This window comes from Saccharopolyspora kobensis, from assembly GCF_900108315.1.
Classification (GTDB): domain Bacteria; phylum Actinomycetota; class Actinomycetes; order Mycobacteriales; family Pseudonocardiaceae; genus Saccharopolyspora; species Saccharopolyspora kobensis.
The window spans coordinates 359,118-380,448 of sequence record NZ_FNVB01000005.1 but is presented as its reverse complement, the minus strand read 5'-3'; the positions used below and the strand labels follow the sequence as shown (position 1 = coordinate 380,448).

Genomic DNA, 21,331 nt, shown 5'->3' with positions numbered 1-21,331 from the left:
ATATGCTCGGGGTTGGCGGTCTTGGGCAGCGCGACGGCGGCTCCGTTCTCGGCGAAGCCGCGGGCCGCGGCCAGGCCCATGCCGGAGGCCGCCCCGGTCACGAGGGCGACCTGGCCGTTGAAGTCGTACGTCGGGTTCGTCATGAGTGGAATTCCAATCCCGGTCTCGTTCTCTGCGTCTTGTGGCGCCCGTTCTGATTCAGCCGGACCCTGCGCTTCGACGTTATGCAGGACGTTCGGGCCCGAACCAGGACCTGTTGGACCACGGTTCGCCCCGCCACGCCCGAACGAGGTCGAGGCACCGGTTGACGACTTCAGAGCCCTGGGACGTCGTGGAGTTCCGCTCCACCGTGTGATCGCGTTCGTGCGATGCTGACCCGATCGCAGGAGCTTGATCGGGGAGCGACATGGCAGTGCAGCGACCGGGGGCCCACTCGTGGGCCTCGCAGGTGTCGGACGAGGAGTTCCGGCTCTCGGAGCTCGACCTCCACGTGCTCGGCTCCCATCCGGAGATCCTGGCGGCCCTGGGACGCCGATGGCGGACCGGGCCATCGGCCGACACGATGGCGCTGGTGGCGGCCCTGCCTGCGGGCCTCGGCTCGCTGGTGCTCGCTCCTGGCTGGTTCCGCCAGACCCAGGGCGAGCCGTGGCTGGAGCCGGTGGACTTCGGCGACGGCGCCGCCTCCACCTCGTCGTTCTTCTTCCTGGGCGCCCTGGTCGCATTGGCGGTCCTGGCGGCGCTGTGGCTCCGGCGTGGTCGGCTCCGCGCCGGGGCCGAGGTGTTCGCGGTCGTGTTCACACTGGTTGCCGGGATCGTCGCGCTGCCGCTCATGGCGTCCGTCGACGTCGATGTGCTCGGGTTCGCCCCGGTCTCCCTCCCGGTCTGGGCCGCGACCGCAGCGGCGGTCGTCGTGCTCGGAGCGTTCACCCTGGCCTCGGTGGGGCGACGCGCCGGGGATGCCCAGGACTTCCGGGTCACGGGCCCAGCAGACCTCGCCCGCGCGGATGCCCTGATCGCCGCGCTGCCGCCGCGCAAGGCCAAGGGGCTCGCTTCCGAGCGCACGCGGGCGTTGGGGCGGCTGCGGGAACGCGGCATGATCACCGCTGGTCAGGCAGCGGAGGTCGAAGCCCTCCCGATCGGGTCCTCGGTCACGCTCGACGCTCGGTGATCGCTTCGGCGCCCGCTCTCCGGCCGCATCACCAGGATCCGTGCGACCGAGCTGGGAAGCGGAGAACACCTACCGGCAGATCGCACCGCTGTCGTCGAGGTTCAGTGGCAGCGGGAGTTCACCAACGGGAATCACCGCTGGTGCACGCGCTGGGCGAAGCGGGCATGAGCTGCGACGAGGATCGGATGGAGGCGTCGATGGCTGAGCTCGAAGCCGGTCTCGACCTGCACCAGCCGCTGGTGGGGGCGATGGAGTCCTCGCTCGTGCGCTGCCGCTTCGGTGAGCCGGAAGGAGAGGATCCGCGGATGCAACGCGCGGGGTCGTTCGAACTCGATCTGCTCGATCTCGTTCCACGCCAGAAGAGTGTTCGGCAGGAGGACACCGCGACTCGTCTCGGCGATGCCGTCCCGGGAGAGAACGAGACCCACGGCTCGGCGCGGGCGCCGGAGAAGTACCCACGGGCCGAGGACGAGGCAGCCGGTGATTCCGGCTACGAGTGCCCAGACCCGCAGATTGAGCGCCAGAAGCACCCAGCTCCCGCCCTGCTGCAACGTGCTGATGACGATGAGCACGAGGACGCCGAGCAGCAGCAAGCCCACAGCGATGCACAGACACAGCCTGCGGACGACGAACCCGTTCGACGCGTGAATGGTGACGTTGCGGCCGTTTTCCAGTTCTCGTACGCCCGCAGCAGGTAGCGGGGCCTTCGACATGGCCGCGACCTTACCGGGATAGCACGCGCTCGACTGACTCGATCCTCACGAGCTCGGTTTTCGCACGGATCGAATCCCTGCAGGAGTTCTGCGCGCGTCCTGAACCGCTCGACGAGCTGGTGACCCGCCACTGCGCGAGGAATCGTCTGGGCGAAGACCTGGGCTCACCGCGTGACACGCAACCTGCTCACATGGCTGCCGATCCCCGCTGAGGACGGGGATGGCTGATGCACAAGGACGACAACGGTGACTTCATCGTCTCTTCCGACGAGATGTTCATCCTCCGGCAGGGGCTCGTCACCACGAAGAACCACCTCGATCCCGCGTTCAGCCAGGACCTCCACACCCTGACGGGCGTGACCCGCGGAGAGTTCGCCGACTTGATGAAGCAGGTCGACGAACTGCGGCGGGCGTGACCCGCCGCTACTGCTCAGCCGTCGATGTCGAGGCGTGTCGCGATCGGGGCGGGAACCGGGTAGACGCGTTCCGGAGGCATGAGTCGTTGGGCCTTGGCGGACTGGCCGGACTGGGCCAGCTTCGCGATCTTCCGCGTTCGCGACGTGAGGTCGGTCAGGTCGACGATCCACTCCTCGGCGAACCTGGTGATCAAATCGCGGCCGATGCCCACCTGGATGCTGTAGTGGTTGAGCGCGGCGCCGCGCAGCGACCGCTCCGGATCCCACTGGACGTGGACCGCGGCTCGGGCGACAGCTCGCGGGTCGGACGTGGTCAGAACCGCTTGGGAGAGCGCTTCTTCCCAGCCCTCCCGCGTGATCCGCACGGCGAGGATGCGTTCCTGGCCGCGCTTCTGCGCGCAGTTGCTGCGGTGCATGAGCCACCGGAACGACGGCTTGATCCAGGTCATCCGGTGGAACGAGAACGGCGGCACGAAGCGGTTGGCCCGCAGAGCGGGATCAGCGATGCCGGAGGAATAGGCCTGGTACACGACGATCGTCCGGCGATCGAACCGAGCCCGAACCTGACGCTGCGGCAACATCTTCCGGACTGTGCCACCCGCGGACCCGCGAGGGCCAACGGTTTTCTCGCAGGAAGTTGAAGGAATCCGAGTGCTCGACATGTGTGGTCGTTTCGCGCTGGAACGAGGTGAATCGCCCGTCATGCCCCGCTGCCTGGGATAAGCTGACCTGCATGGACAGGGATCTCGGCGAGCCGCGACACCCGGCGATGTTCGGCTCTCTCCTCACCGCAGGTGCGCGATGACCGATCCCTTGGCCGCCACCCGGCAAGTTCCATCACGCGCGCTGCAGCACATGCGCGAACACGGGAGCATCTCTCTGACCGGCCGGGCATCCGATCCGTTTCTGCGCTGGCAGAAGCGGCGCAGGATCTCGCTCATCGTCTTCCTGGTCATCGGCGGGCTCGGCGTCCTCTCCGCGGTTCTCGGACTTCTGCTGCGCGATGTCGCCGTCTGGGCCCTGCTGATTCCTGTCGGGGGGCTCTTCGCGTTCGTGGGGTTCGTCGCCGCCGGTGCGCTCGCCGTGCTCGGCAGCGCGCACCGTTTCCGGCTGCACGCCGAGACGCAGCCGGTGGTGCTCGACCCGCGCGGTGTCTGCCTGCGGGGAATCGGGCCGGTTCCCTGGAGCGACCTGGAAGCGCCCGAGTATCGGCGGATCTTCACGAAGAACGATCTGAGCGGCATGTGCGCTGTCATGCCGTTGAGCGCGCAGGGTCATGCAAGAGTCAATGCGAGCCATTCGCCGAGGACGTTGCTCATCGGCCCGAGGCCCTATCTGCGCACCGACGTGCCCTACCTGCTGCTGCCCGGGATCGACGGGTTTACCGAGGCGGAAACCGTGCAGCTGTTCCAGACCGCCCACGCGATGCATGCCCGGTGAGGAGCGTCCGTCTCCGGCTCCATCGATGGCGCACTCGGCCAGGCTCGACAGCAGCGAGCTGATGCCTGATCAGGCTTCGGTGGCCGCGAGGTAGGTGGCGAGGGCTTTTCGGGTCTGCTGGAGGCAGCTCAGGCGGTCGTCGATCGCCGACAGCTCGGTGCGGAGGGTGGCCAGGAGGTTCGGGCACGGTTCGAGGACCGGGAGCTCGCCGCGCGCGCAGGGCAGGACCGTGCGGATCGTTTCCGTGTTCAGGCCCGCCGCCAGCAGGTTGCGGATCTGGGCGACGACCGTGATCGCCTCCGCCGGGTAGTAGCGGTAGCCGCTCGGCGCTCGCTGCGAGGTGAGCAGGCCCTGCTGCTCGTAGTAGCGCAGGAGGCGCTGGCTGACCCCGGTCCGGCGGGACAGCTCGCCGATCTTCATGAGATCCGGCTCACGCGAAGTTGACTCTGCCATCGGTGTCAGACTTTAGCGTCAGCCGCATGAGAAGCAGTGGTGGGACCCTGGCGGCGCTGCTGGCCTGCGTGTTCGCCATCGGGTCCGCTGAGTACGCGGTGCTCGGGGTGCTGCCCGACATCGCGGGCGATCTCCGGGTCTCGGTCGGGACGACGGGCCTGCTCGTCACCGGTTACGCGCTCACGGTCGCCTTCGCCGGCCCGGTGGTCACCGCGCTGACCACGCGAATTCCGCGGAAAGCGCTGCTCATCGGCATGATCGCGGTCTTCGCCGCGGGCAACGTGCTGGCCGCGCTCGCGGGTTCATTCGGGCTGGTGCTGATCGCTCGCGTCCTCGCGGCGTTGGTGCACTCGACCTTCTTCGCGGTCGGTCTGGTGCAGGCCGTGTCGGTCGTGGGCGCGGAGCGGCGCGGCTGGGCGATCGCGGTGGTCAGCGCCGGGCTGAACCTGGCGACCGTGCTCGGTGCCCCGCTGGGCACCTTCATCGGCCACGAGCTGGGCTGGCGGGCCACGTTCTGGGCGGTTGCGGGGGCGAGCGCGGTCGCCGCCGGGCTCATCGTCGTCGCGGTTCCGCGGTCGAGCGCAGTGGGCCCGCAGTCGGTGCGCGCGGAGATCGGGGCGCTGGCAGACCGCGAGGTGCTCGTGGTCGTCGCGGTCACCGTGCTCGCGCAGATCGCGCTGTTCACGCCCTACACCTACATCGCCACCATCCTCACCGAGGTGTCCGGGTTCGCCACCGGGGCCGTGGCGTGGTTGCTGATGGCGTTCGGCATCGGCGGCCTGGTCGGCAATGCGATCGGCGGCCGGTTGGCCGACCGGTGGCCGTGGGGTTCGGTCCGCGGGCTGCTCGCCGGAATGGCCGTCGTACTGGGCGTTTTCGCGCTGGTCGTGCAGTACGCCGGTGCGGCGGCGGTGGGCGTCCTCGTGCTCGGCGCGGTGAGCTGCGCGCTCATCCCGGCGCTGCAGAGCCGGGCTTTCGCTGCCGCTGCCGCGGCACCGACCTTGACGGTCGCGGTGAACACCTCGGCGTTCAACCTCGGCAACGCGGGAGGCGCGTGGATCGGGGGCCGGGTGCTCGACGGCGGGGCGGCACCGCACTGGTTGATCGGAATCGGGATCTTCGCCGCGGTCGCGGCTTGGGCGGTGACCGCCGCGCGGAGAAGTGCTGGAGTGGAAGGAAGAACTGATGTCGCTGTCGTTTGAGGTGCGCGGGTCCGGGCCGGGGTTGTTGCTGGCGCACGGTGCGGGCGGGTCGGCCGCGGCCAACTTCCCGTTCATCGCCGAACTCGCGGAGAAGCGCACGGTGATCGCGCCGGACTACCCGGGGTCGGGTGCGACGCCGAAGGCCGAGCAGCCGTTGGAGCTGGACCGGTTGGTCGACGACATCGTCGCGACCGCGGTCGATTCGGGCGTGGAAACCTTTGCGGTGCTCGGCTATTCGACCGGAGCGGCGGTGGCAGTCCGCGCGGCGGCGCGGTATCCGGAGCGCGTCACCGCGCTGGTGCTCACGGCCGGGCTCGCCCACATCGACAAGCACCTCCGCCTCAACCTCGACGTCTGGCAGCACCTCCTCGACACCCCGGAGGCGCTCGCGGCGTTCCTGGTGCTGAACTGCTTCGGGCCGGAGGCGCTGAACTCGATCGATGACCTGGACGCGGTGCTGCGCGGGACGGCGGAGGGGGTGCCGGTCGGCACCCGCGACCACATCGATCTGCTGCGCACCATCGACGTCCGCGCCGATCTGGCCGGGATCACCGTGCCGACGCTGGTCGTCGCGACCGCTCAGGACACGCTGGTGCCGCCGCACCACTCGCGCGGACTGGCGAGCGCGATCCCCGGCGCGAAGCTCGTCGAGGTCGAGTCCGGGCACCTCATCGGTGTGCAGAACCCCGATGACTGGCTGGCGGCGATCCAGGAGTTCCTGGGGTGAGGTGGTCGTGAGCGCTTTGGGGCGCCATGGCACCCCAAAGCGCTCACGGCAGTTTCTCCAACCGCTCGATGTGCTCCTCGCCCCATTCGCCGAGCGGCATCAGAGCGGTGCGCAGGGAACGGCCGAATTCGGTCAGCGAGTACTCCACCTTCGGCGGGACCTGCTGGTAGACCTCGCGGTGGACGAGGCCGCTGGCCTCCAGCTCGCGCAGCTGCAGGATCAGCATCCGCTCGCTGATGCCCGCCACCGCCCGGCGCAGCTCGCCGAAGCGCAGCGGCCCATCACCGAGGAAGAAGAGGATCAGGCCTCGCCACTTCCCGCCCATCACGGCGATCGCCGCGTCGAACCCGCAGGTGTACTTCCGCTTCGTCAACAGTGCTCCCAGCCGCCGGTGCCCTCCTGAATCCCATGCTAGGCGTCCCCACCGGCACGGACAGAAATGTCGGTACCGAACAAGAATGTCGGTACTTGTGCCGAATTTCGTTCCTGCGCAGGATTGGTGCAGGCGCCGCGCCGAAGTCGCGAACCGGCTGCGAAGGCCCATTCCATCCTTGATTCAGGAGCAGAAGCGCATGGTTGAGCAATCCCGCACGCCCGTGACCGTCCTCGGCCTCGGCTCGATGGGCAGTGCGCTGGCCGGAGCATTCCTCGATGCCGGGCATCCGACGACCGTCTGGAACCGGACGGCGTCGAAGGCCGAGCCGCTGGTGGCCAAGGGCGCCGTGCAGGCGGCTTCGGTGGTGGAGGCGGTGGCGGCGAGTCCGCTGGTGATCACCTGCCTGACCACGTACGAGAACACCGTCGAAGCCCTGGAGCCCGCCGCCGCTGAGCTGGCCGGACGTGCCCTGGTCCCGCTGAACAGCGGTTCGCCGTCGGGCGCGCGCCGGACGGCGGAGTGGGCGACCGGGCGCGGAGCCCGCTACCTGGACGGGGCGATCAAGAACGTGCCGTCCGCCGTGGGCGCGGCCGACACCCTGCTCTACTACGGCGGTGACCGGAGCGTCTTCGACGAGTACGAGGCGGTGCTGCGGGTCATGGGCGGTGACACCGTCTACCTCGGTGCCGACGCGGACCTCGCGGCCTTGTACGAGATGGCGGTGGGCGGCACCCTGCTCCCCGCGCTGGTCGGGTTCTTCCAGGGTGCGGCGGCGTTGCAGGCGCGCGGGCTCGAGGTCGCGTCGATGGTGCGGTTCAGCGTCAAGTGGTTCGAGATGATCAACTCCGTGCTGCCCGTGTTCGCCGCCGAGATCGACAGCGGCCGGTACGACGACGCGGCGTCGTCGGTGAACCTGTTCCTCGCCGGAGCGGCCCACGACGAGGAACTGGGCCGGGAGGCCAACATCGACGTGGCCTGGCACGAGCCGTTCCGCGAACTGCTGGAACGGGCCGTCGCGGCCGGCCACGGCGAGCACAGCATCTCCGCGCTGACGGAGGTGCTGAAGAAGCCCGCGTGAGGTTCGCGGCCGTCGGATCCGGGCCATCGCTGATAGCGTTCCGAAGATGACTGCTGCCACCGAGCCAGTGCTGGTGATCGGTGCGGGTGTGCAGGGGCTGACCTGCGGCGTCGTGCTCGCCGAGGCGGGGCGGGCCGTGCGGATCCGGACCGCGGACCGGCCGCGCGAGAGCACCTCGGCCGCGGCCGGCGCGATGTGGGGACCGGCGCAGCTCCGGCCCGCCGAACGGGTGCTGTACTGGGTGACCCGCTCGCACGCCGAGTTCACCGCGCTCGCCCGCGAAGAGGACTCCGGGGTGCACCTGGCCGGCGGTCGGATGGCCGCCCGCTTCGACCTCGGCGATGCGGTCCCGACCGAAGCCAGGCTGATCCCCGACCTGCGGCGATGCTCCCCGGACGAGCTCCCGGAGGGCTTCGTCAGCGGTTACTGGGGGACCGTGCCGCTGATCGACATGCCGCGCTACCTCGACCACCTGGTCGCCCGGTTCCAGCGCGCCGGGGGAGACCTGCAGATCAGCCCGGTCCCGTCGCTGGCCGACGCGGTCGCCGAGTCCGGCACGGTGGTCAACTGCACGGGGTTGGGCGCGCGCGAACTCGTCGGCGACCCCGGCGTGCACCCGGTGCGCGGGCAGGGCGTCGTGGTGCGCAATCCCGGCATCGACGAGTACTTCATCGAGCTGACCGACTCGGGCGAGTTCGCCGCGTTCATGCCGCACGGCGACCACGTGGTGCTCGGCGGCGTGGCCGAATCCCACGAGTGGCACCTCGGGGCCCGGCCGGAGGTGACCGCGGGCATCCGGCGGCGGTGCGCGGCGATCGAGCCGCGGCTGGCCGACGCCGAGGTGCTCGGCGAGCCGGTCGGGCTGCGGCCCGGTCGCGAGTCGGTGCGGGTGGAGGTCGAGCACTACCGGGGCGGCCGGATCATCCACAACTACGGGCACGGCGGTTGCGGAGTGGCCCTGTCCTGGGGCTGCGCCTTCGAGGTCGCCGACCTCGTGGAGGGCTGACCGGGAAGACGCCGGTGACGTTCCCCGGGCAGCTGTGCGGCATCAGGCCTTGAGCGCCTCGACCACGTTGTCGATCTCCTGCGCCAGCGAGGTGTCGTTGGCGGTGATCCCGCCCTTGGAGTGCGTGCTGCAGTGGAACACCACGGTGCGCCAGCGGATGTCCATGTCCGGGTGGTGGTTCTCGCTCTCCGCGATCTCGGCGATCCGGGTGACCGCCTGGATGGCCTGCGGGAAGCTGGCGAACTCCACGGTGCGGGACAGCTGAGCCCCGTCCTGCCGCCACTCCGGGAGGTGCTGGAGCGCGTCGGTGACCTGGGTGTCGGTGAGTAGTTCGGTCATGTGCACATGGTGGCGGTTCCGCACCCCGAACTCCACCGGGACGGGCACCCACCACCCCGGCCCCGCAGCCGTCACCCGGGTGGCGGCACGGGAGTGTGGAGTTCCTGCTGGTCAGGCGGGGTTCTCCGGGCGAGGGCGCTCCATGTAGGTGTTGTCGGGCTCGGCGAAGCCGAAGGAGCGGTAGAGGCCGTGGGCGTCGTCGGTGTGCAGCATCCAGCGGAAGTCGCGGCCCGGGCCCTCCTCGACCATGACGCGCACCAGGGCCTTGCCGACGCCGTGGCCGCGGCCTTCCGGGAGGACGAACACGTCGGCCAGGTAGGCGCTGCCCACGCCGTCGGAGAACGCCCGGGCGAAGCCGAGCTGCCCGCCGTCGGACTTGCGGTAGGCACCGACCACCCGCCAGGCCTGGTCGACCTGCCGTTCGAACTGCTCGCGGGTGCGCCACTTGCCCCAGTACGCCTGCGTGGTCAGGAAGTCCCACACCGCGTCGCGATCCACCCGGTCGCGCGAATCGTCCACCTCGAACTCCATGGGCGCCAGGCTACTGCGCGGGTGACCTCCGAGGACACGGGATTTCGGCGCGACTCCCCGGGGCCGGGCGGGTGTTTTCGCGCGAGATCGCGATCCCGCGCGGCCGCGGGACCCCGATCTCGCGCGAAGTCGCCTCAGAGTTCGGAGTGGAGTGCGGCCAGCAGCCGGTGGGCCCGGTCGTCGAAGCCCTCCGTGCGCATCAGGCAGGGGCTGAAGGCGAAGGACACGCCCGCGCTCGGCCAGCAGCCGAACAGCGAACCGCCCGCGCCGCTGTGCCCGAAGCCCTCGGCCACCGGCCCGTAGGTCCCGAGCGCGTCCTGGAGCTCGTAGCCGAGGCCGAAGACCAGCGGGCGGCCGGTTCCCGGATCGGTGCCGCGGCTCTCCTCGCGGCTGATCCGCTCCACTGTGGACTTGCCGACCAGCTCGCCGCTCACCAGCGCCGAGTAGATCGCGGCCATGCCCCGGGCTGAGGCCATCGCGCCGCCGCCCGGCATGCCGGTGGTCCACCAGGACGGGGTGTTCCACGGCGCGTCCTCGCCCAGCAGCGACGGCGGATTCCCGTACACCTTGTCGCGGTAGGCCAGCGCCTCCGGGGTGTTCAGCCGGTTGGCCACCCGGTAGTCGGACGCGCGCCAGCGCCTGCCGGTGCGCGGCCACTCCGGCTCCGGCAGGCCGAGCCAGAAGTCCGCGCCGAGCGGCTCGGCGATCTCGGCGCGCAGGAACTCGCCGACCTCCCGGCCGTCGACCCGGCGGATCAGCTCGCCGGCCAGCCAGCCGAAGGTCAGCGCGTGGTAGGCCGTCGTCGAACCGGCCGGCCACAGCGGCGCCTGCGCGGCCAGCAGCGCGGCCATCGCCCGGTGGTCCGCGGCGTCCTCGCGGGTCACCGGGCGCTCCGGGTAGGGCAGGCCCGCCGAGTGCGAGAGCAGTTGGCGCACCGCGACGTCCTGCTTGCCCGCCGCGCCGAACTCCGGCCAGTAGCGGACCACCGGCGCGTCCGGATCGATGGCGCCGCGATCGATCAGCAGCGCCACACCGGTGGCCACGACGCCCTTGGTGCCGGAGAAGATCGGCAGCAGGGTGTCCGTCGTCATCGGCTCGGCGCCGTCGGGATCGCGGTGCCCGGATTGCAGGTCGAGAACCTGCTCGCCGTCGCGGAACACCGCGAAGGCCGCTCCGGCGGCATCGCCCGCGACCACTGCCGCGAACTCCTCGGCGACCCGGTCGAAACCGCTCATCGGTCGCTCGCCTCCAGCTGGAAGTTCGGCGCGTCGGTCAGCAGCGACCGGGTGTACTCGTGCTGCGGCGCGGCGAACAGCTCGTCGGCCGCGGCCTGCTCCACGATCCGCCCGCCCTGCAGCACCGCCACCTGCTGCGCGATGTTGCGCACCAGCGCGATGTTGTGCGTGACGAACACCAGCGCCAGCCCCATCTTCTCGCGCAGCTCCCGCAGCAGGTCGACGATCGCCGACTGCACCGACACGTCGAGCGCGGAGGTGATCTCGTCGCAGATCAGCACCTCGGGCCGGGTGACCAGCGCGCGGGCGATCGCCACCCGCTGCCGCTCACCACCGCTGAGCTGATCCGGGTAGCGCTCGGCGATGTCCGGGCGCAGCGCGGCCAGCTCCAGCGCCTCGATCACCCGCTCCTCGGTGCTCTTGCCGCCGTGCTCACCGCCGAGCACCGAGATCGGCTGGGCGACCAGATCGCGCACGCGGCGGCGCGGGTTCAGCGACTCGTACGGGTTCTGGAACACGTACTGCACCTGGCGGCGCTGATCCCGCGTTCGCTTCGCGCTGCTGGGCGCGAGCTCGCTGCCGCGCAGCAGCACCGAGCCCTCGTGCTTGGGGTGCAGGCCCGCCAGGCAGCGCGACAACGTGGTCTTGCCGCTGCCCGACTCGCCCAGCAGGGCCAGGCAGGAACCGGGCGAGACGGCCAGCGAGACGTCCTGCAGCACCGGCGAATCGGTGTACCAGGCGCGGATGTTGCGCACTTCGAGCACCGGTTCGGCCGACTCGGGCGCGGTGTTCGCGGGGCGCGGCTCGGCGATCAGCCGACCGGAACGCGGGTTCAGGCAACGGATCTCGTGCCCGGTGGCGACTTCCTCGAGCGCCGGGACCTCGCTGCGGCACTCGTCGGTCGCCGCGGCGCAGCGCGGTGCGAACGCGCAGCCGCCCGGCCGGTTCAACGGCGACGGGGCCTGGCCGTCGATGGCCTGCATCGCCCGCTTGCCGTCGAGATCCGGCACCGCGAGCACCAGGCCCGCGGTGTAGTGGTGGCGCGGCTCGTTCAGCACCTCGTCGGTCGGGCCGGTCTCCACGACGCGCCCGGAGTACATCACCGCGATGCGGTCGGCCAGCTCGGCGACCACCGCCATGTCGTGCGAGATGTAGACGCCCGCCGTGCCGTGCCGCTCGCACATCTCGCGGATCGTGGCCAGCACCTTCTTCTGCGTGGTGACGTCCAGGCCGGTGGTGGGCTCGTCCAGCACCACCACCTCGGGGCGGCCCACGAAGGCCATCGCGATCGCGATCCGCTGCTGCTGACCGCCCGAGAGCTGGTGCGGGTAGCGGCGCAGGAAATCGTCGTCGTCGGGCAGCGCGACCTCGGCGAGAACCTGCTTGATGCGCTCGCGCGCGGCGGCGCCCGAGACGTCGTGCACGGCTTCGGCGAGCTGGGTGCTCAGCCGCAGCGCCGGGTTCAGCGCCGAGGCGGGGGACTGCGGGATGTAGGCCACGCGGCGGCCGCGCAGTGCTGCGGCCTGCTTGGCGGGCAGGCCCGTGAGATCGGTGTCCCCGATGTGGATGCGGCCGTCGGCGATGCGGGTGCCGCGCTTGCAGTAGCGCAGCATCGCCAGGCCCAGCGTGGTCTTGCCGGACCCGGATTCGCCGATCAGGCCCAGGATCTCGCCCGGTGCCAGGGTGAGCGAGATGTCGGCGACGATGGCGGCTTCCGAGGGAACGCCCCGGATCTCCAGACCGACGGCGTCCAAGGCGAAGGCAGTCATCGACACCCCCTGAAGTAGCAGGAAAACAAGGCTGTGCTGGCTCGGTGCGCGCCGACCCCGCGCAATTTCAATTGAAATTGGACCTCTGATTTCAATTGAAATTGCGGATCGATCGGTGCGGGAGGGCTTTCGGCGGGCATCAGCGGGCCTTCTCGATGCCCCGGTCCACACCGGCCACCGAGCGGGCCAGGCCGTCGGCGACCAGGTTCGTGCCGATGGTCAGCACCGCGATCGCCAGCACCGGGAGCGCCACCGCCCACGGCTGGACGGTCAGGGCGATCCGGTTCTCGTTGATCATCAGGCCCCAGTCCGCCGTCGGTGGCTGCAGGCCGAGCCCGAGGAAGCTCAGCCCCGCCACCAGGCCGATCGAGTAGTTCAGCCGCAGGCCGAGCTCGACCAGCACGGTCCCGGTGACGTTCGGCAGGATCTCGCCGAGCAGGATCCGCACCTTGGACAGCCCGATCGCCTCGGCGGACTTGACGAAGTCGCGCTCGGCCACCGACAGCGTCGCCGCCCGCACCACGCGCATCACCCGCGGCAGGTGGCTGCCGCCGACCACCAGCACCAGCAGCCACAGCTCCGGGCCGACCACGCTCACGAACAGCAGGGCCAGCACGACCTGCGGGAACGCCAGCGCGATGTCGCCGAAGCGCATCAGCAGCTCGTCCAGCCAGCCGCGCCGGTAACCGGCGTACATGCCCAGCAGCGAGCCGAGCCCGACGCCCAGCAGCGTGGCCAGCACCGCCAGCACCAGCAGCGTCTGCCCGCCGTGCAGGAACCGGGTCAGCACGTCGCGGCCCAGGTTGTCGGTGCCGAACCAGGAGCTCCCGGTCGGATTGGAGAACGGCGTGTCGACGAACTCGGTGGCGGCGTGCGGCGCCAGCAGCGGACCGACGACCGCGATCAGCACCACCAGCGCCGACAGGCCCAGCCCGATCTTCGTGCGCGGCAGCCGCAGCGCGGCCCGCCAGACGCCGACGGCGCGCGGAGCCGCCGGAGCGGGCGTCGGTGCGGTGTTGGTTTTCTGCGCAGTCGTGGTCATCGCGCGGCAGACCTCACCTTCGGGTTGGCGGCCAGACTCACCACGTCGGCCAGCAGGTTCACGACGATGTAGACGGCCGCGATGGCCAGCGTCAGCGTCTGCACCACCGGAAGGTCGCGGTTGTTCACCGCGTCCACCAGCGCGAACCCGATGCCGGGGAAGCGGAACAGGAACTCGACGATGACCACGCCGCCGGCCAGCCAGGCCAGCTGCAGCGCGATCACCTGCGCCACCGGGCCGATCGCGTTGGGCAGCGCGTGCCGCAGGATCACCGTGCGCTCCGGCATGCCCTTCAACCGGGCCTGCTGCACGTACTCGCTCTCCAGCACCTCGATCATCGTGGCGCGCATGATCCGGATGATGTAGGGCGAGACCGCGAGCACCATCGTCAGCGTCGGCAGGATCAGCTGGACCGGATCGCTCCACGCGGAGCCCGAACCGGTCATCACGTACACCGCGGGCAGCAGGTTCAGCACACCGGTGGAGAACAGCAGAACCAGCAGGATGCCGACGACGAACTCCGGCAGCGAGGCGAGCACCAGGCTGATCACCGAGGTGGTGTGGTCGAAGGCCTTGTCGCGGCGCAGCGCGCTGTAGGTGCCGACCAGGATCGACAGCGGCACGCTGATCAACGTCGCGCACAGCATCAGCGCCAGCGAGTTGGTCAGCCGCGAGCTCAGCAGCTCGGTCACCGGCATGCCGTTGGCGTAGGACTCGCCGAGGTCGAGCTGGAAGATGTTGCCCAGCCAGGAGAAGTACTGCAGCCACAGCGGCTCGTCGAGGTGCAGCTGCTCGCGCAGCGCGATCAGCCGCTCCGGGGTGGCCTCGCGGCCGAGGATGGCGCGCGCGGCGTCGCCCGGCAGCGCCTGGGTGGCCAGGAAGACCACCACGGACACCGCCCAGAGGATCACCAGGCCGAGCAGGATCCGCTTGACCAGCATTCGAGTCATCTGGTGCCCCCTCACTTCGCCAGCCAGGCGTGCCGGAATCCGTACGAGTTCAGCGGGATCCCGCTCTTGTCCGGGGCCAGCCCGACCACCCGGACGCTGTGCGCGTCGAGCTGGTTCGGGAAGCCCCAGACGATGTAACCGCCGCTCTCCCACTCGATCTGCTGCGCCCGCGCCACGAGCTCCTTGCGGCGCGCGGCATCGGTGGTGCCGCGCGCTTCGAGCACCAGCTGGTTGAACTCCGGGTGGTCCCAGTGGGTTTCGTTGTACGGCGACTCGGGCAGGCTGCCGGAGCTCGCCTGCGCCAGGAAGTTCCGGGAGAACCAGAAGTCCTGGGCGAAGTCCCAGGACAGGTACATGTCGCCGAAGAACTCGCCAGTGTCCACCCGGCGGATGTTGACCGTGATCCCGGCCTCGGCGGCCTGCTGGGCGAAGACCTGCGCGGCCTCCACCACGCCCGCGGCCACCGGCGAGGTCACCAGCTCCACGGTCAGGTTCTCCTTGCCCGCCTCGCGCAGCAGCTGGCGGGCCTTGTTCACGTCGCGCTTGCGCTGCGGCAGCGCGGAGTTGAACAGCGGGTCGGCCGGCGCGTACAGGTCGTTGCCGACCGTGCCGTGGCCGCCGAGCACCTGCCTGATCATCTGCTCGCGGTCCACGACCAGCCGGAAGGCCTGCCGGACCCGCACGTCGTCGAAGGGCGGCCGGTCCACCCGCATGGTGAACGGGATCCAGGAACCGGTCTCCGACTCGAGCAACCGCAGGTTCGGGTCCGCGTCGAGGACCCGCAGCAGCCCGAGCGGCACCTGGTCGATGGCGTCGACCTGGCCGCCGAGCAGCGCGTTGATCCGCGCGGTGTCGTCCGGGAAGTCGATGATCACGATCTCGTCCACGTACGGTTCGCCGTCGCGCCAGTAGTTGGCGTTCTTGGTGAACAGGCTCTGCTGGCCGGGTTCGAAGGAGTCGAACCGGAAGGGACCGGTGCCGACCGGCCGCTTCGGGTCGTAACCGACCGGCACGATCCCGTTGCCGTACTCGGCGAACTGGTCGGGCAGCGTGACGTCCGGGCGGGACAGCGTCAGCCGGACGGTTCGCGGGTCCATCGCCCGCATCGCGTTCAGGTCCAGCGAGCTCAGCCCGACCGCGCCGTTCTTCGGGTCGTCCGGGTCGGCGATCCGGCGCAGCGAGTGGATCACGTCCTCGGCGGTGACGGTCTTGCCGTCGTGGAACTCCAGGCCCTCGCGCAGCCGGATGGTCCACGTCGTCGCCTGCGGGTCGGATTCGACGGATTCGGCCAGCGCGGGCTGGATCAGGTACTCGTCGTCGTAGCGCAGCAGGGTGTCGTAGAGCTGGAAGATCCGGGCCTGGTCTGGGTGCGTGACGGGGGCGTGCGCGTCCAGGGTGTCCTTGCTGGAGCCACCGACGATGCCGACCCGCAGCCGTCCGCCGTACTGCGGTGGACCGGTCGGCACCGGTGCCTTGCGGACCGCGCCGCCCGCGCAGCCGGTGATCAGCGCTCCCGCGCCCACCGCTCCCGCGCCCGCCGCTGCGTACCGGAGGAAGTCGCGACGACTCGGGGCGTTCGACTGTCCTCTGCTCGCCATCCGGGCGGTACCTCCTGTGTCTCGCGGGGACGTGCGTCGGCTCGGCTCACGCCGGTGGGCCGACCCGTCCGGGCGGCCCGGCAGCTCCCCGCTGGTGTTGCGTTTCGAGGTGCGACTGATTGATCAGTCAATCGATCGCATCGACCTTCGCGGACCGAAACGGGGCTGTCAAGACGTCATGTGCTGGGTAGATATGTCAAGCCCCTCGGGTTCGACGGCGGTCAAACGTTGTGACCTCTTGCTACTTTCGCAACGCTTGATCGGCTTTGCGAACCGCGCTTGGCCATGGGTTTCACCGGTGCCGGGCGCGGCTCGGCGACGGCGGGAGCGCACCTCGCCACGCCCCGCCCGGCCGGTCGCGGGGCCGCGCAACACCGGCGAGGCATCTCACAGTCGGCCCGCACCGGCTGGTCACCGCTGGTCGTCGTGCCGATCCGGAGGGTCGCCGGATTCTCGGGCGCCATCGCACGCGGCCCCGCCGATGCTGAGATCAGCCTGAGAAACCGGTGCACATCTGGAAACGGACCGGTGGTTCGATGCCCGCTGCGCCATCCGGTCGGCATGCTGGATCGCATGGTGCCGCGCGTGTTGGTGGTGGACGACGAAGCCGGGGTTCGGGCCGCGTTGCGGCGCGGCCTCTCCGCCGAGGGCATGGAGGTGACCGTCGCCGCCGACGGCACCGAGGCCCTGCGCCTGGCGCTCACCGGTGCCTTCGACGTCGTCGTGCTCGACGTGATGCTGCCCGGCCTTTCCGGCTACCGGGTCCTGGAGCGGATGCGCGGCCAGGACGTCACCACCCCGGTGCTGCTGATCTCGGCGAAGGACGGCGAGGTCGACCAAGCCGACGGCCTGGACCTCGGCGCGGACGGTTACCTGGTCAAGCCCTTCTCCTTCCTGGTGCTGGTCGCGCAGGTCCGCGCGCTGCTGCGGCGGCGCGACACCGCTGGTCATCAGGTGTGCCTGCGGGTCGGCGAGCTGGAGATCGACCGCGCGGGCCGCGAGGTGCGGTGGGCCGGGGAGACGATCGCGCTCTCACCCCGGGAGTACGGCTTGCTGGTCGCGCTGGCCAGCCACCCGGAGGCGGTGGTGCCCAAGGACGACCTGCTGCGCATGGTCTGGGGCGAGGAGCAGTTCGTCACCCGCAACGTCGTCGAGGTCTACATCGGTTACCTGCGCCGCAAGCTCGCCGCGGCCGGTGCCGGTGAACTGGTGCAGACCGTGCGCGGCCAGGGCTACCGGGTCTGCGCCCAGTCGGCATGACCGGCAGCCTGCGGCAGTGGTGGCACCGCCGCACCATCCAGTTCCGCACCAGCGTCGTGGCCGCCGCCGTCGCCCTCATCGGGCTCGGCGTGATCGCGCACGCCAGCACCGGCATCGTCGGCTGGCTCATGATCGAGTCGGTGGACGCCGACCTGCACCGCACCGCGACCGCCACCGCGAAGCAGATCGAGGACGGCGTTCCGGCGGCCTCGCTGTCCCGGCCGGACATCCGCGTGCTCGACGTCGCCGGAACACCGGTGGACTCGCTGCCCGACCCCGGCTTCTTCCGCTGGCAGATCGACCAGCTGCGCGCGGGCGGCGGCGTGCTCGACTTCGACCCGCCGACCGAGCTGCACCGCTGGCAGGGCGTCGTCGTGCCCGCCCCGGACGGTCAGCCGCTGCTGGTGGCCACCGGTGCCCGCCTGGTCGGATTCCTGGACGCGGCGGGCAAGACCAGCCGGCTGCTGGGCTTCGGTTCGGTCCTCGCCGCCTGCCTGGTCGGGCTGGCCACCTGGGTGGTGGTGCGCCGCGCGCTGCGCCCGGTGGAACGGATGCGGATGGCCGCGGCCGGGCTGCCGGAGGGCAGGCGGCTGCCGGTTCCGGAAGCCGCCGACGAGCTCCGCGCCCTGGCTCAGGAGCTGAACACGATGCTCTCCCGGCGTGATGCCGACACCGAACGACTGCGCCGGTTCACCGGCGACGCCGCCCACGAGCTGCGCAACCCGGTCGCCTCGATCCGAGCGCAAGCCGAGGTCGCCGTGGTGCACCCGGACCCGGAGCTCGCGCAGGAGACGCTGCAGGACATCGCGGTCGAAGCGCAGCGGCTGTCCGAACTGGTCGAAAGCCTCCTCGCGCTGGCCAGAGCGGAGCGCGGGATGGGCACACCGGGGCAGCCGGTGGATCTTGGCGCAGCCGCCCGGGCGGCTGCTGCCAGGCTCGAATCGCCCGACGGACCGCAGGTAGTGATCGAGGCGCCGACTGCTCCGGTGCTCGTCCTCGCCGATCCGGCCGAGATGTCCACCGTGCTGGACAACGTCGTCGGCAACGCGCTGCGCTACACGCGGACGGTGGTGCGGGTTTCGGTGTTCGCTGATGGCATGGGCGCCTCCGGGATGGGGTGGGTGTGGTTGGTGGTGGACGACGACGGGCCGGGCATTCCGGCGGAACACCGGTTGCGGGTGTTCGACCGCTTCCACCGCGTCGAGCAGGACCGCGCGCGCAGCACCGGTGGTGCCGGGCTCGGTCTGTCACTCGTGGCCGACGTGGTGCGCCGCCGCGGCGGCACGGTCCGGGCCGCGGTGTCTCCGGAGGGCGGCGCACGCGTCGAAGCTCGTTGGCCGGGGTACCGGCCGCTGAACTGACCGACCTCGCACCGGATCGGGCCCGCCGGCAGCTTCCCGCGCGGTGCCCACGAGCACCGCGCGGAGCCGAGGCGGTCGTGATCGGCCGCACCGGGTCGGGCAAGATGTGTGCACGTGTCGGTTTTGCGGAGCACCGGACTGATCGAGGCACCTGTCGCCACGGTGGGGGCCGCGCTGCGGCACACGCGGACCGCCGAAGTCGGTCTGGCGGGCATCGGAGTCCGCGGCCGCGCCGCCACTCGCCCTGCCGCGCTGCTCGTGCCCGGTGATGAGCTCGTCTTCCACACGCGAATCGCCCGCCTCCCGCTCGATCTGACCACTCGAATCGTGCGCGCCGACGCCGACGCGCTGAGTTCCGTGCTGGTGTCCGGTCCGCTGCCGGAGCTGCGGCACGAATCGGTGCTCGCCGCGGCCGGGCCCCGGACGCTGCTGACCGACTCGTTGCACTGGACGACCCCGTTCGGGCCGCTGGGGCGGCTGGCCGACGTCGCGATCGGCCGCCGCTTCGTGCTGAACGCGCTGGCCGCCAGGATCGACGCGGTCCGCGAACTCGCCGAGTCCTGGGCGAGCCGCTCGATCGTCGTCGGCGCCGCAATCGTCCACAAGGGACGACTGCTGGCCCAGCAGCGCAGCTATCCGGCACCGGACGCCGGACGCTGGGAACTGCCCGGCGGACGCGTCGAACCCGGCGAGGACGAGCCGACCGCGGTCGTCCGGGAGTGCTGGGAAGAGCTGGCCGTCGAGGTGCGGCCCACCGGCCGGATCGGCACCGACGTCCCGCTCAACAACGGGATGCTGCTGCGCATCCACGCGGCCGAGCTGGCCGACCCGGCGGCGATCCCGGAAGCCGTGGAGCACAACGAGGTCCGCTGGGTCACGGCGCACGAGCTGACCGACCTGGACTGGCTCGACGCCGACCGGGTCCTGGTCCACTCCCTTCGGCACCTGCTGGCCAACACCTGACGAGCGACGGCGGAGCCGACTCGAAGCACATGGGATTCCTCCTCGCGATGACGAAACCGGTGGGAACGTCGAAGCAACCGATCACGCGTCCCAGGTTCCCGATGTCGATCAGGCGTTCGCAAGGCGAATAACTCGAACTAGTGAACGAATGAGCAGGTGGAGGGCGCCTCCGAACGGGATGTGCCCGCCCGGAGGCGTCCTCCGGTGCTTCAGCGCAGGCCGGTGACGTGGAAGGCGGCCTGGAGGCGCGGATGTGCTCGTTCGGCGGCTCGCTTCGCGCCGTGCGCTCGCACCCGCTCCAGCTCGGCCGGGTCGTTCAGCAGCTCCGAGGTGCGCTCGCGCAGCGGTCTCAGCTCCTCGATCACCGCTTCTGCCACCGCTTCCTTGAGCTCCGCGTAGCTGGTGGCCGATCCGGCCGCGGTGTACGGGCTCGTGCCGGTGCAGGCGGCCAGGATCTCCAGCAGGTTGGCCACTCCCGGCTGGTCGTCCGGGGCGTAGCGGATGCGGTCGAGGCCGTCGGTCACCGCGCGGCGGAACTTGCGGCGGATCACGTCCGGTTCGTCGAGCACGAAGACCACGCCGGGGGACTGGGGGCTGGACTTCTCCATCTTGCGCCCCGGATCGGCCAGGTCGCGCACCCGGGCCGCGGTCCTGGGCACCACCGCCTCGGGGACGGCGAAGACCTGGCCGTAGGACGAGTTGAACCGCCGGGCCAGCGTGCGGGCCAGTTCCACGTGCTGGTCCTGGTCGCTGCCCACCGGGACCTGGTCGGCGCCCTGCAGCAGGATGTCCGCGGCCATCAGCACCGGGTAGGTCAGCAGGCCGACCCGCGAGCCGTCCTGCCCGGCGCCGCGCTCCTTGAACTGGACCATCCGGGCGGCCTCGCCGTACGAGCAGGTGCATTCCAGGATCCAGTTCAGCGCGCCCAGCTCACCGGCCAGGTCGGACTGGACGAACAGCGAATCAGGGGCGATGCCCGCCGCGATCAGCACCGCGAACTGCTCGCGGGTGAGTGAGCGCAGCCGCTGCGGGCGGTGCGGCGTGGTCATGGCGTGCAGGTCGGAGACGAAGAACAGGTCCGCGGGTTCGCGCTCGGCGGCCCACCGCCGCACGGCGCCGAGGTAGTTGCCGAGCTGGACGTGGCCGGACGGGGTGATCCCGGACAGGCGGGTCATGGGTCTCTCCTGTGGTTTGCGCCGCCACCGGGATCGACCTGGCACTGCTCGGCCGCCCGGTCTGGCGGCCGATGTGCTGTGCGTCAGTGCGCTGCGTCGCGGGGCCGCCCTGGGACGGCCCACCAGGTGTTCGACATTGCGCTCACGGACCAATGTTACCGCTTGGTGATCGGCAGCGGTCAAGTCGAAGAGTTACCGTGGAAGTATGTTTGTAGTGCTGCTGCAATACACCGCACCGGAATCGGATATCGACGCCCAGTTGGTAGATCATTACGAATGGGTGACCCAGCATTACGACGCCGGCGATTTCATCGCGGCCGGCCATCGCCACCCGCGCAGCGGAGCGGTGATCATCGCTCGCGCGATGTCCAGGGGGCGTCTCGACGCCATCCTCGCCACCGACCCGTTCGCGCTGCACAGGCTGGTTCGCTACGAGGTCATCGAGTTCCAGGCCCTGCGCACCATCCCGGAGCTGGTCAAGTACGCGGACCCGCTGACCCCGGCGGCCCGCAAGTAGTCCCGAACAGCG

General features: G+C 70.6%; 23 protein-coding genes. 11 read left to right on the top strand and 12 right to left on the bottom strand.

What is annotated here, in order from left to right; all coding sequences use genetic code 11:
• Positions 1-406: 406 nt before the first annotated feature.
• Positions 407-1,168, top strand: coding sequence for a hypothetical protein (locus C4T78_RS18655; RefSeq protein WP_093349336.1), 762 nt, complete (start codon positions 407-409; stop codon positions 1,166-1,168).
• A 131-nt stretch (positions 1,169-1,299) separates the two neighbouring features.
• Here C4T78_RS18655 and C4T78_RS36095 read toward each other — a convergent pair whose 3' ends face one another.
• Positions 1,300-1,881 carry a hypothetical protein gene (locus C4T78_RS36095; RefSeq protein ID WP_143185765.1) on the bottom strand — a complete coding sequence of 194 codons (582 nt, stop codon included), beginning with the start codon at positions 1,879-1,881 and terminating at the stop codon, positions 1,300-1,302.
• 227 nt (positions 1,882-2,108) lie between these two features.
• Here C4T78_RS36095 and C4T78_RS18645 point away from each other — a divergent pair, with 227 nt between their 5' ends.
• Positions 2,109-2,297, top strand: coding sequence for a hypothetical protein (locus C4T78_RS18645; protein ID WP_093349331.1), 189 nt, complete (start codon positions 2,109-2,111; stop codon positions 2,295-2,297).
• Between the two features lie 14 nt (positions 2,298-2,311).
• Here C4T78_RS18645 and C4T78_RS18640 read toward each other — a convergent pair whose 3' ends face one another.
• A complete protein-coding gene (locus C4T78_RS18640) occupies positions 2,312-2,878 on the bottom strand; it encodes a DUF4291 domain-containing protein (RefSeq protein ID WP_093349329.1) in 567 nt (188 codons plus the stop codon).
• A 220-nt stretch (positions 2,879-3,098) separates the two neighbouring features.
• On the opposite strand from C4T78_RS18640, the gene C4T78_RS18635 reads away from it, so the two are divergent.
• Complete coding sequence (locus C4T78_RS18635; RefSeq protein ID WP_093349326.1) at positions 3,099-3,737, top strand: hypothetical protein; 639 nt, start codon at positions 3,099-3,101, stop codon at positions 3,735-3,737.
• Between the two features lie 69 nt (positions 3,738-3,806).
• Here the strand turns inward: C4T78_RS18635 and C4T78_RS18630 are convergent, their stop codons facing one another.
• Positions 3,807-4,157, bottom strand: coding sequence for a MerR family transcriptional regulator (locus C4T78_RS18630; protein WP_093349324.1), 351 nt, complete (start codon positions 4,155-4,157; stop codon positions 3,807-3,809).
• A 59-nt stretch (positions 4,158-4,216) separates the two neighbouring features.
• On the opposite strand from C4T78_RS18630, the gene C4T78_RS18625 reads away from it, so the two are divergent.
• A complete protein-coding gene (locus C4T78_RS18625; protein ID WP_093349322.1) occupies positions 4,217-5,392 on the top strand; it encodes an MFS transporter in 1,176 nt (391 codons plus the stop codon).
• Positions 5,376-6,119 carry an alpha/beta fold hydrolase gene (locus C4T78_RS18620; RefSeq protein WP_093349319.1) on the top strand — a complete coding sequence of 248 codons (744 nt, stop codon included), beginning with the start codon at positions 5,376-5,378 and terminating at the stop codon, positions 6,117-6,119. Before C4T78_RS18625 ends, C4T78_RS18620 begins: the two co-directional genes overlap by 17 nt.
• Positions 6,120-6,162: 43 nt before the next feature.
• Here C4T78_RS18620 and C4T78_RS18615 read toward each other — a convergent pair whose 3' ends face one another.
• Positions 6,163-6,492 carry a winged helix-turn-helix transcriptional regulator gene (locus C4T78_RS18615; protein ID WP_093349316.1) on the bottom strand — a complete coding sequence of 110 codons (330 nt, stop codon included), beginning with the start codon at positions 6,490-6,492 and terminating at the stop codon, positions 6,163-6,165.
• Between the two features lie 199 nt (positions 6,493-6,691).
• Between C4T78_RS18615 and C4T78_RS18610 the strand changes: the two genes are divergently transcribed.
• Positions 6,692-7,573 carry an NAD(P)-dependent oxidoreductase gene (locus C4T78_RS18610; protein WP_093349314.1) on the top strand — a complete coding sequence of 294 codons (882 nt, stop codon included), beginning with the start codon at positions 6,692-6,694 and terminating at the stop codon, positions 7,571-7,573.
• A gap of 46 nt (positions 7,574-7,619) precedes the next feature.
• Positions 7,620-8,579: an FAD-dependent oxidoreductase gene (locus C4T78_RS18605; protein ID WP_177247487.1), complete on the top strand. Its 960-nt coding sequence runs from the start codon at positions 7,620-7,622 to the stop codon at positions 8,577-8,579.
• A gap of 42 nt (positions 8,580-8,621) precedes the next feature.
• On the opposite strand, the gene C4T78_RS18600 is transcribed toward C4T78_RS18605, so the two are convergent.
• The 7 genes from C4T78_RS18600 to C4T78_RS18570 all read right to left on the bottom strand — a co-directional run bounded on the left by C4T78_RS18600 (position 8,622) and on the right by C4T78_RS18570 (position 16,043).
• Complete coding sequence (locus tag C4T78_RS18600) at positions 8,622-8,918, bottom strand: 4a-hydroxytetrahydrobiopterin dehydratase (RefSeq protein ID WP_093152969.1); 297 nt, start codon at positions 8,916-8,918, stop codon at positions 8,622-8,624.
• 111 nt (positions 8,919-9,029) lie between these two features.
• Positions 9,030-9,449 carry a GNAT family N-acetyltransferase gene (locus tag C4T78_RS18595; protein WP_093349310.1) on the bottom strand — a complete coding sequence of 140 codons (420 nt, stop codon included), beginning with the start codon at positions 9,447-9,449 and terminating at the stop codon, positions 9,030-9,032.
• A gap of 134 nt (positions 9,450-9,583) precedes the next feature.
• Positions 9,584-10,684, bottom strand: a complete 1,101-nt coding sequence (locus tag C4T78_RS18590) for a serine hydrolase domain-containing protein (RefSeq protein ID WP_093349308.1) — start codon at positions 10,682-10,684, stop codon at positions 9,584-9,586.
• Positions 10,681-12,453 (bottom strand): ABC transporter ATP-binding protein, encoded by a 1,773-nt coding sequence (locus C4T78_RS18585; RefSeq protein ID WP_093350088.1) that lies wholly within the window; start codon positions 12,451-12,453, stop codon positions 10,681-10,683. The genes C4T78_RS18590 and C4T78_RS18585 overlap by 4 nt, the downstream gene beginning before the upstream one ends.
• Positions 12,454-12,592: 139 nt before the next feature.
• On the bottom strand, positions 12,593-13,495 hold the full coding sequence (locus C4T78_RS18580; RefSeq protein ID WP_093349305.1) for an ABC transporter permease: 903 nt from the start codon (positions 13,493-13,495) through the stop codon (positions 12,593-12,595).
• Positions 13,492-14,445, bottom strand: a complete 954-nt coding sequence (locus C4T78_RS18575; protein ID WP_093152977.1) for an ABC transporter permease — start codon at positions 14,443-14,445, stop codon at positions 13,492-13,494. The genes C4T78_RS18580 and C4T78_RS18575 overlap by 4 nt, the downstream gene beginning before the upstream one ends.
• A gap of 11 nt (positions 14,446-14,456) precedes the next feature.
• Complete coding sequence (locus C4T78_RS18570; protein WP_093349303.1) at positions 14,457-16,043, bottom strand: ABC transporter substrate-binding protein; 1,587 nt, start codon at positions 16,041-16,043, stop codon at positions 14,457-14,459.
• 573 nt (positions 16,044-16,616) lie between these two features.
• On the opposite strand from C4T78_RS18570, the gene C4T78_RS18565 reads away from it, so the two are divergent.
• The 3 genes from C4T78_RS18565 to C4T78_RS18555 all read left to right on the top strand — a co-directional run bounded on the left by C4T78_RS18565 (position 16,617) and on the right by C4T78_RS18555 (position 19,627).
• Positions 16,617-17,303 carry a response regulator transcription factor gene (locus C4T78_RS18565; RefSeq protein ID WP_093350086.1) on the top strand — a complete coding sequence of 229 codons (687 nt, stop codon included), beginning with the start codon at positions 16,617-16,619 and terminating at the stop codon, positions 17,301-17,303.
• Positions 17,300-18,664 carry a sensor histidine kinase gene (locus tag C4T78_RS18560; protein ID WP_093349300.1) on the top strand — a complete coding sequence of 455 codons (1,365 nt, stop codon included), beginning with the start codon at positions 17,300-17,302 and terminating at the stop codon, positions 18,662-18,664. Before C4T78_RS18565 ends, C4T78_RS18560 begins: the two co-directional genes overlap by 4 nt.
• A 114-nt stretch (positions 18,665-18,778) precedes the next feature.
• Positions 18,779-19,627, top strand: a complete 849-nt coding sequence (locus tag C4T78_RS18555; RefSeq protein ID WP_235863292.1) for an NUDIX domain-containing protein — start codon at positions 18,779-18,781, stop codon at positions 19,625-19,627.
• Positions 19,628-19,836: 209 nt separating this feature from the next.
• On the opposite strand, the gene trpS is transcribed toward C4T78_RS18555, so the two are convergent.
• The gene (gene trpS / locus C4T78_RS18550; protein WP_093349295.1) at positions 19,837-20,802 is read right to left on the bottom strand and encodes a tryptophan--tRNA ligase; all 966 of its coding nucleotides are present in this window, start codon (positions 20,800-20,802) and stop codon (positions 19,837-19,839) included.
• A 205-nt stretch (positions 20,803-21,007) separates the two neighbouring features.
• Here trpS and C4T78_RS18545 point away from each other — a divergent pair, with 205 nt between their 5' ends.
• A complete protein-coding gene (locus C4T78_RS18545) occupies positions 21,008-21,319 on the top strand; it encodes a YciI family protein (protein ID WP_093349293.1) in 312 nt (103 codons plus the stop codon).
• Positions 21,320-21,331: the final 12 nt, after the last annotated feature.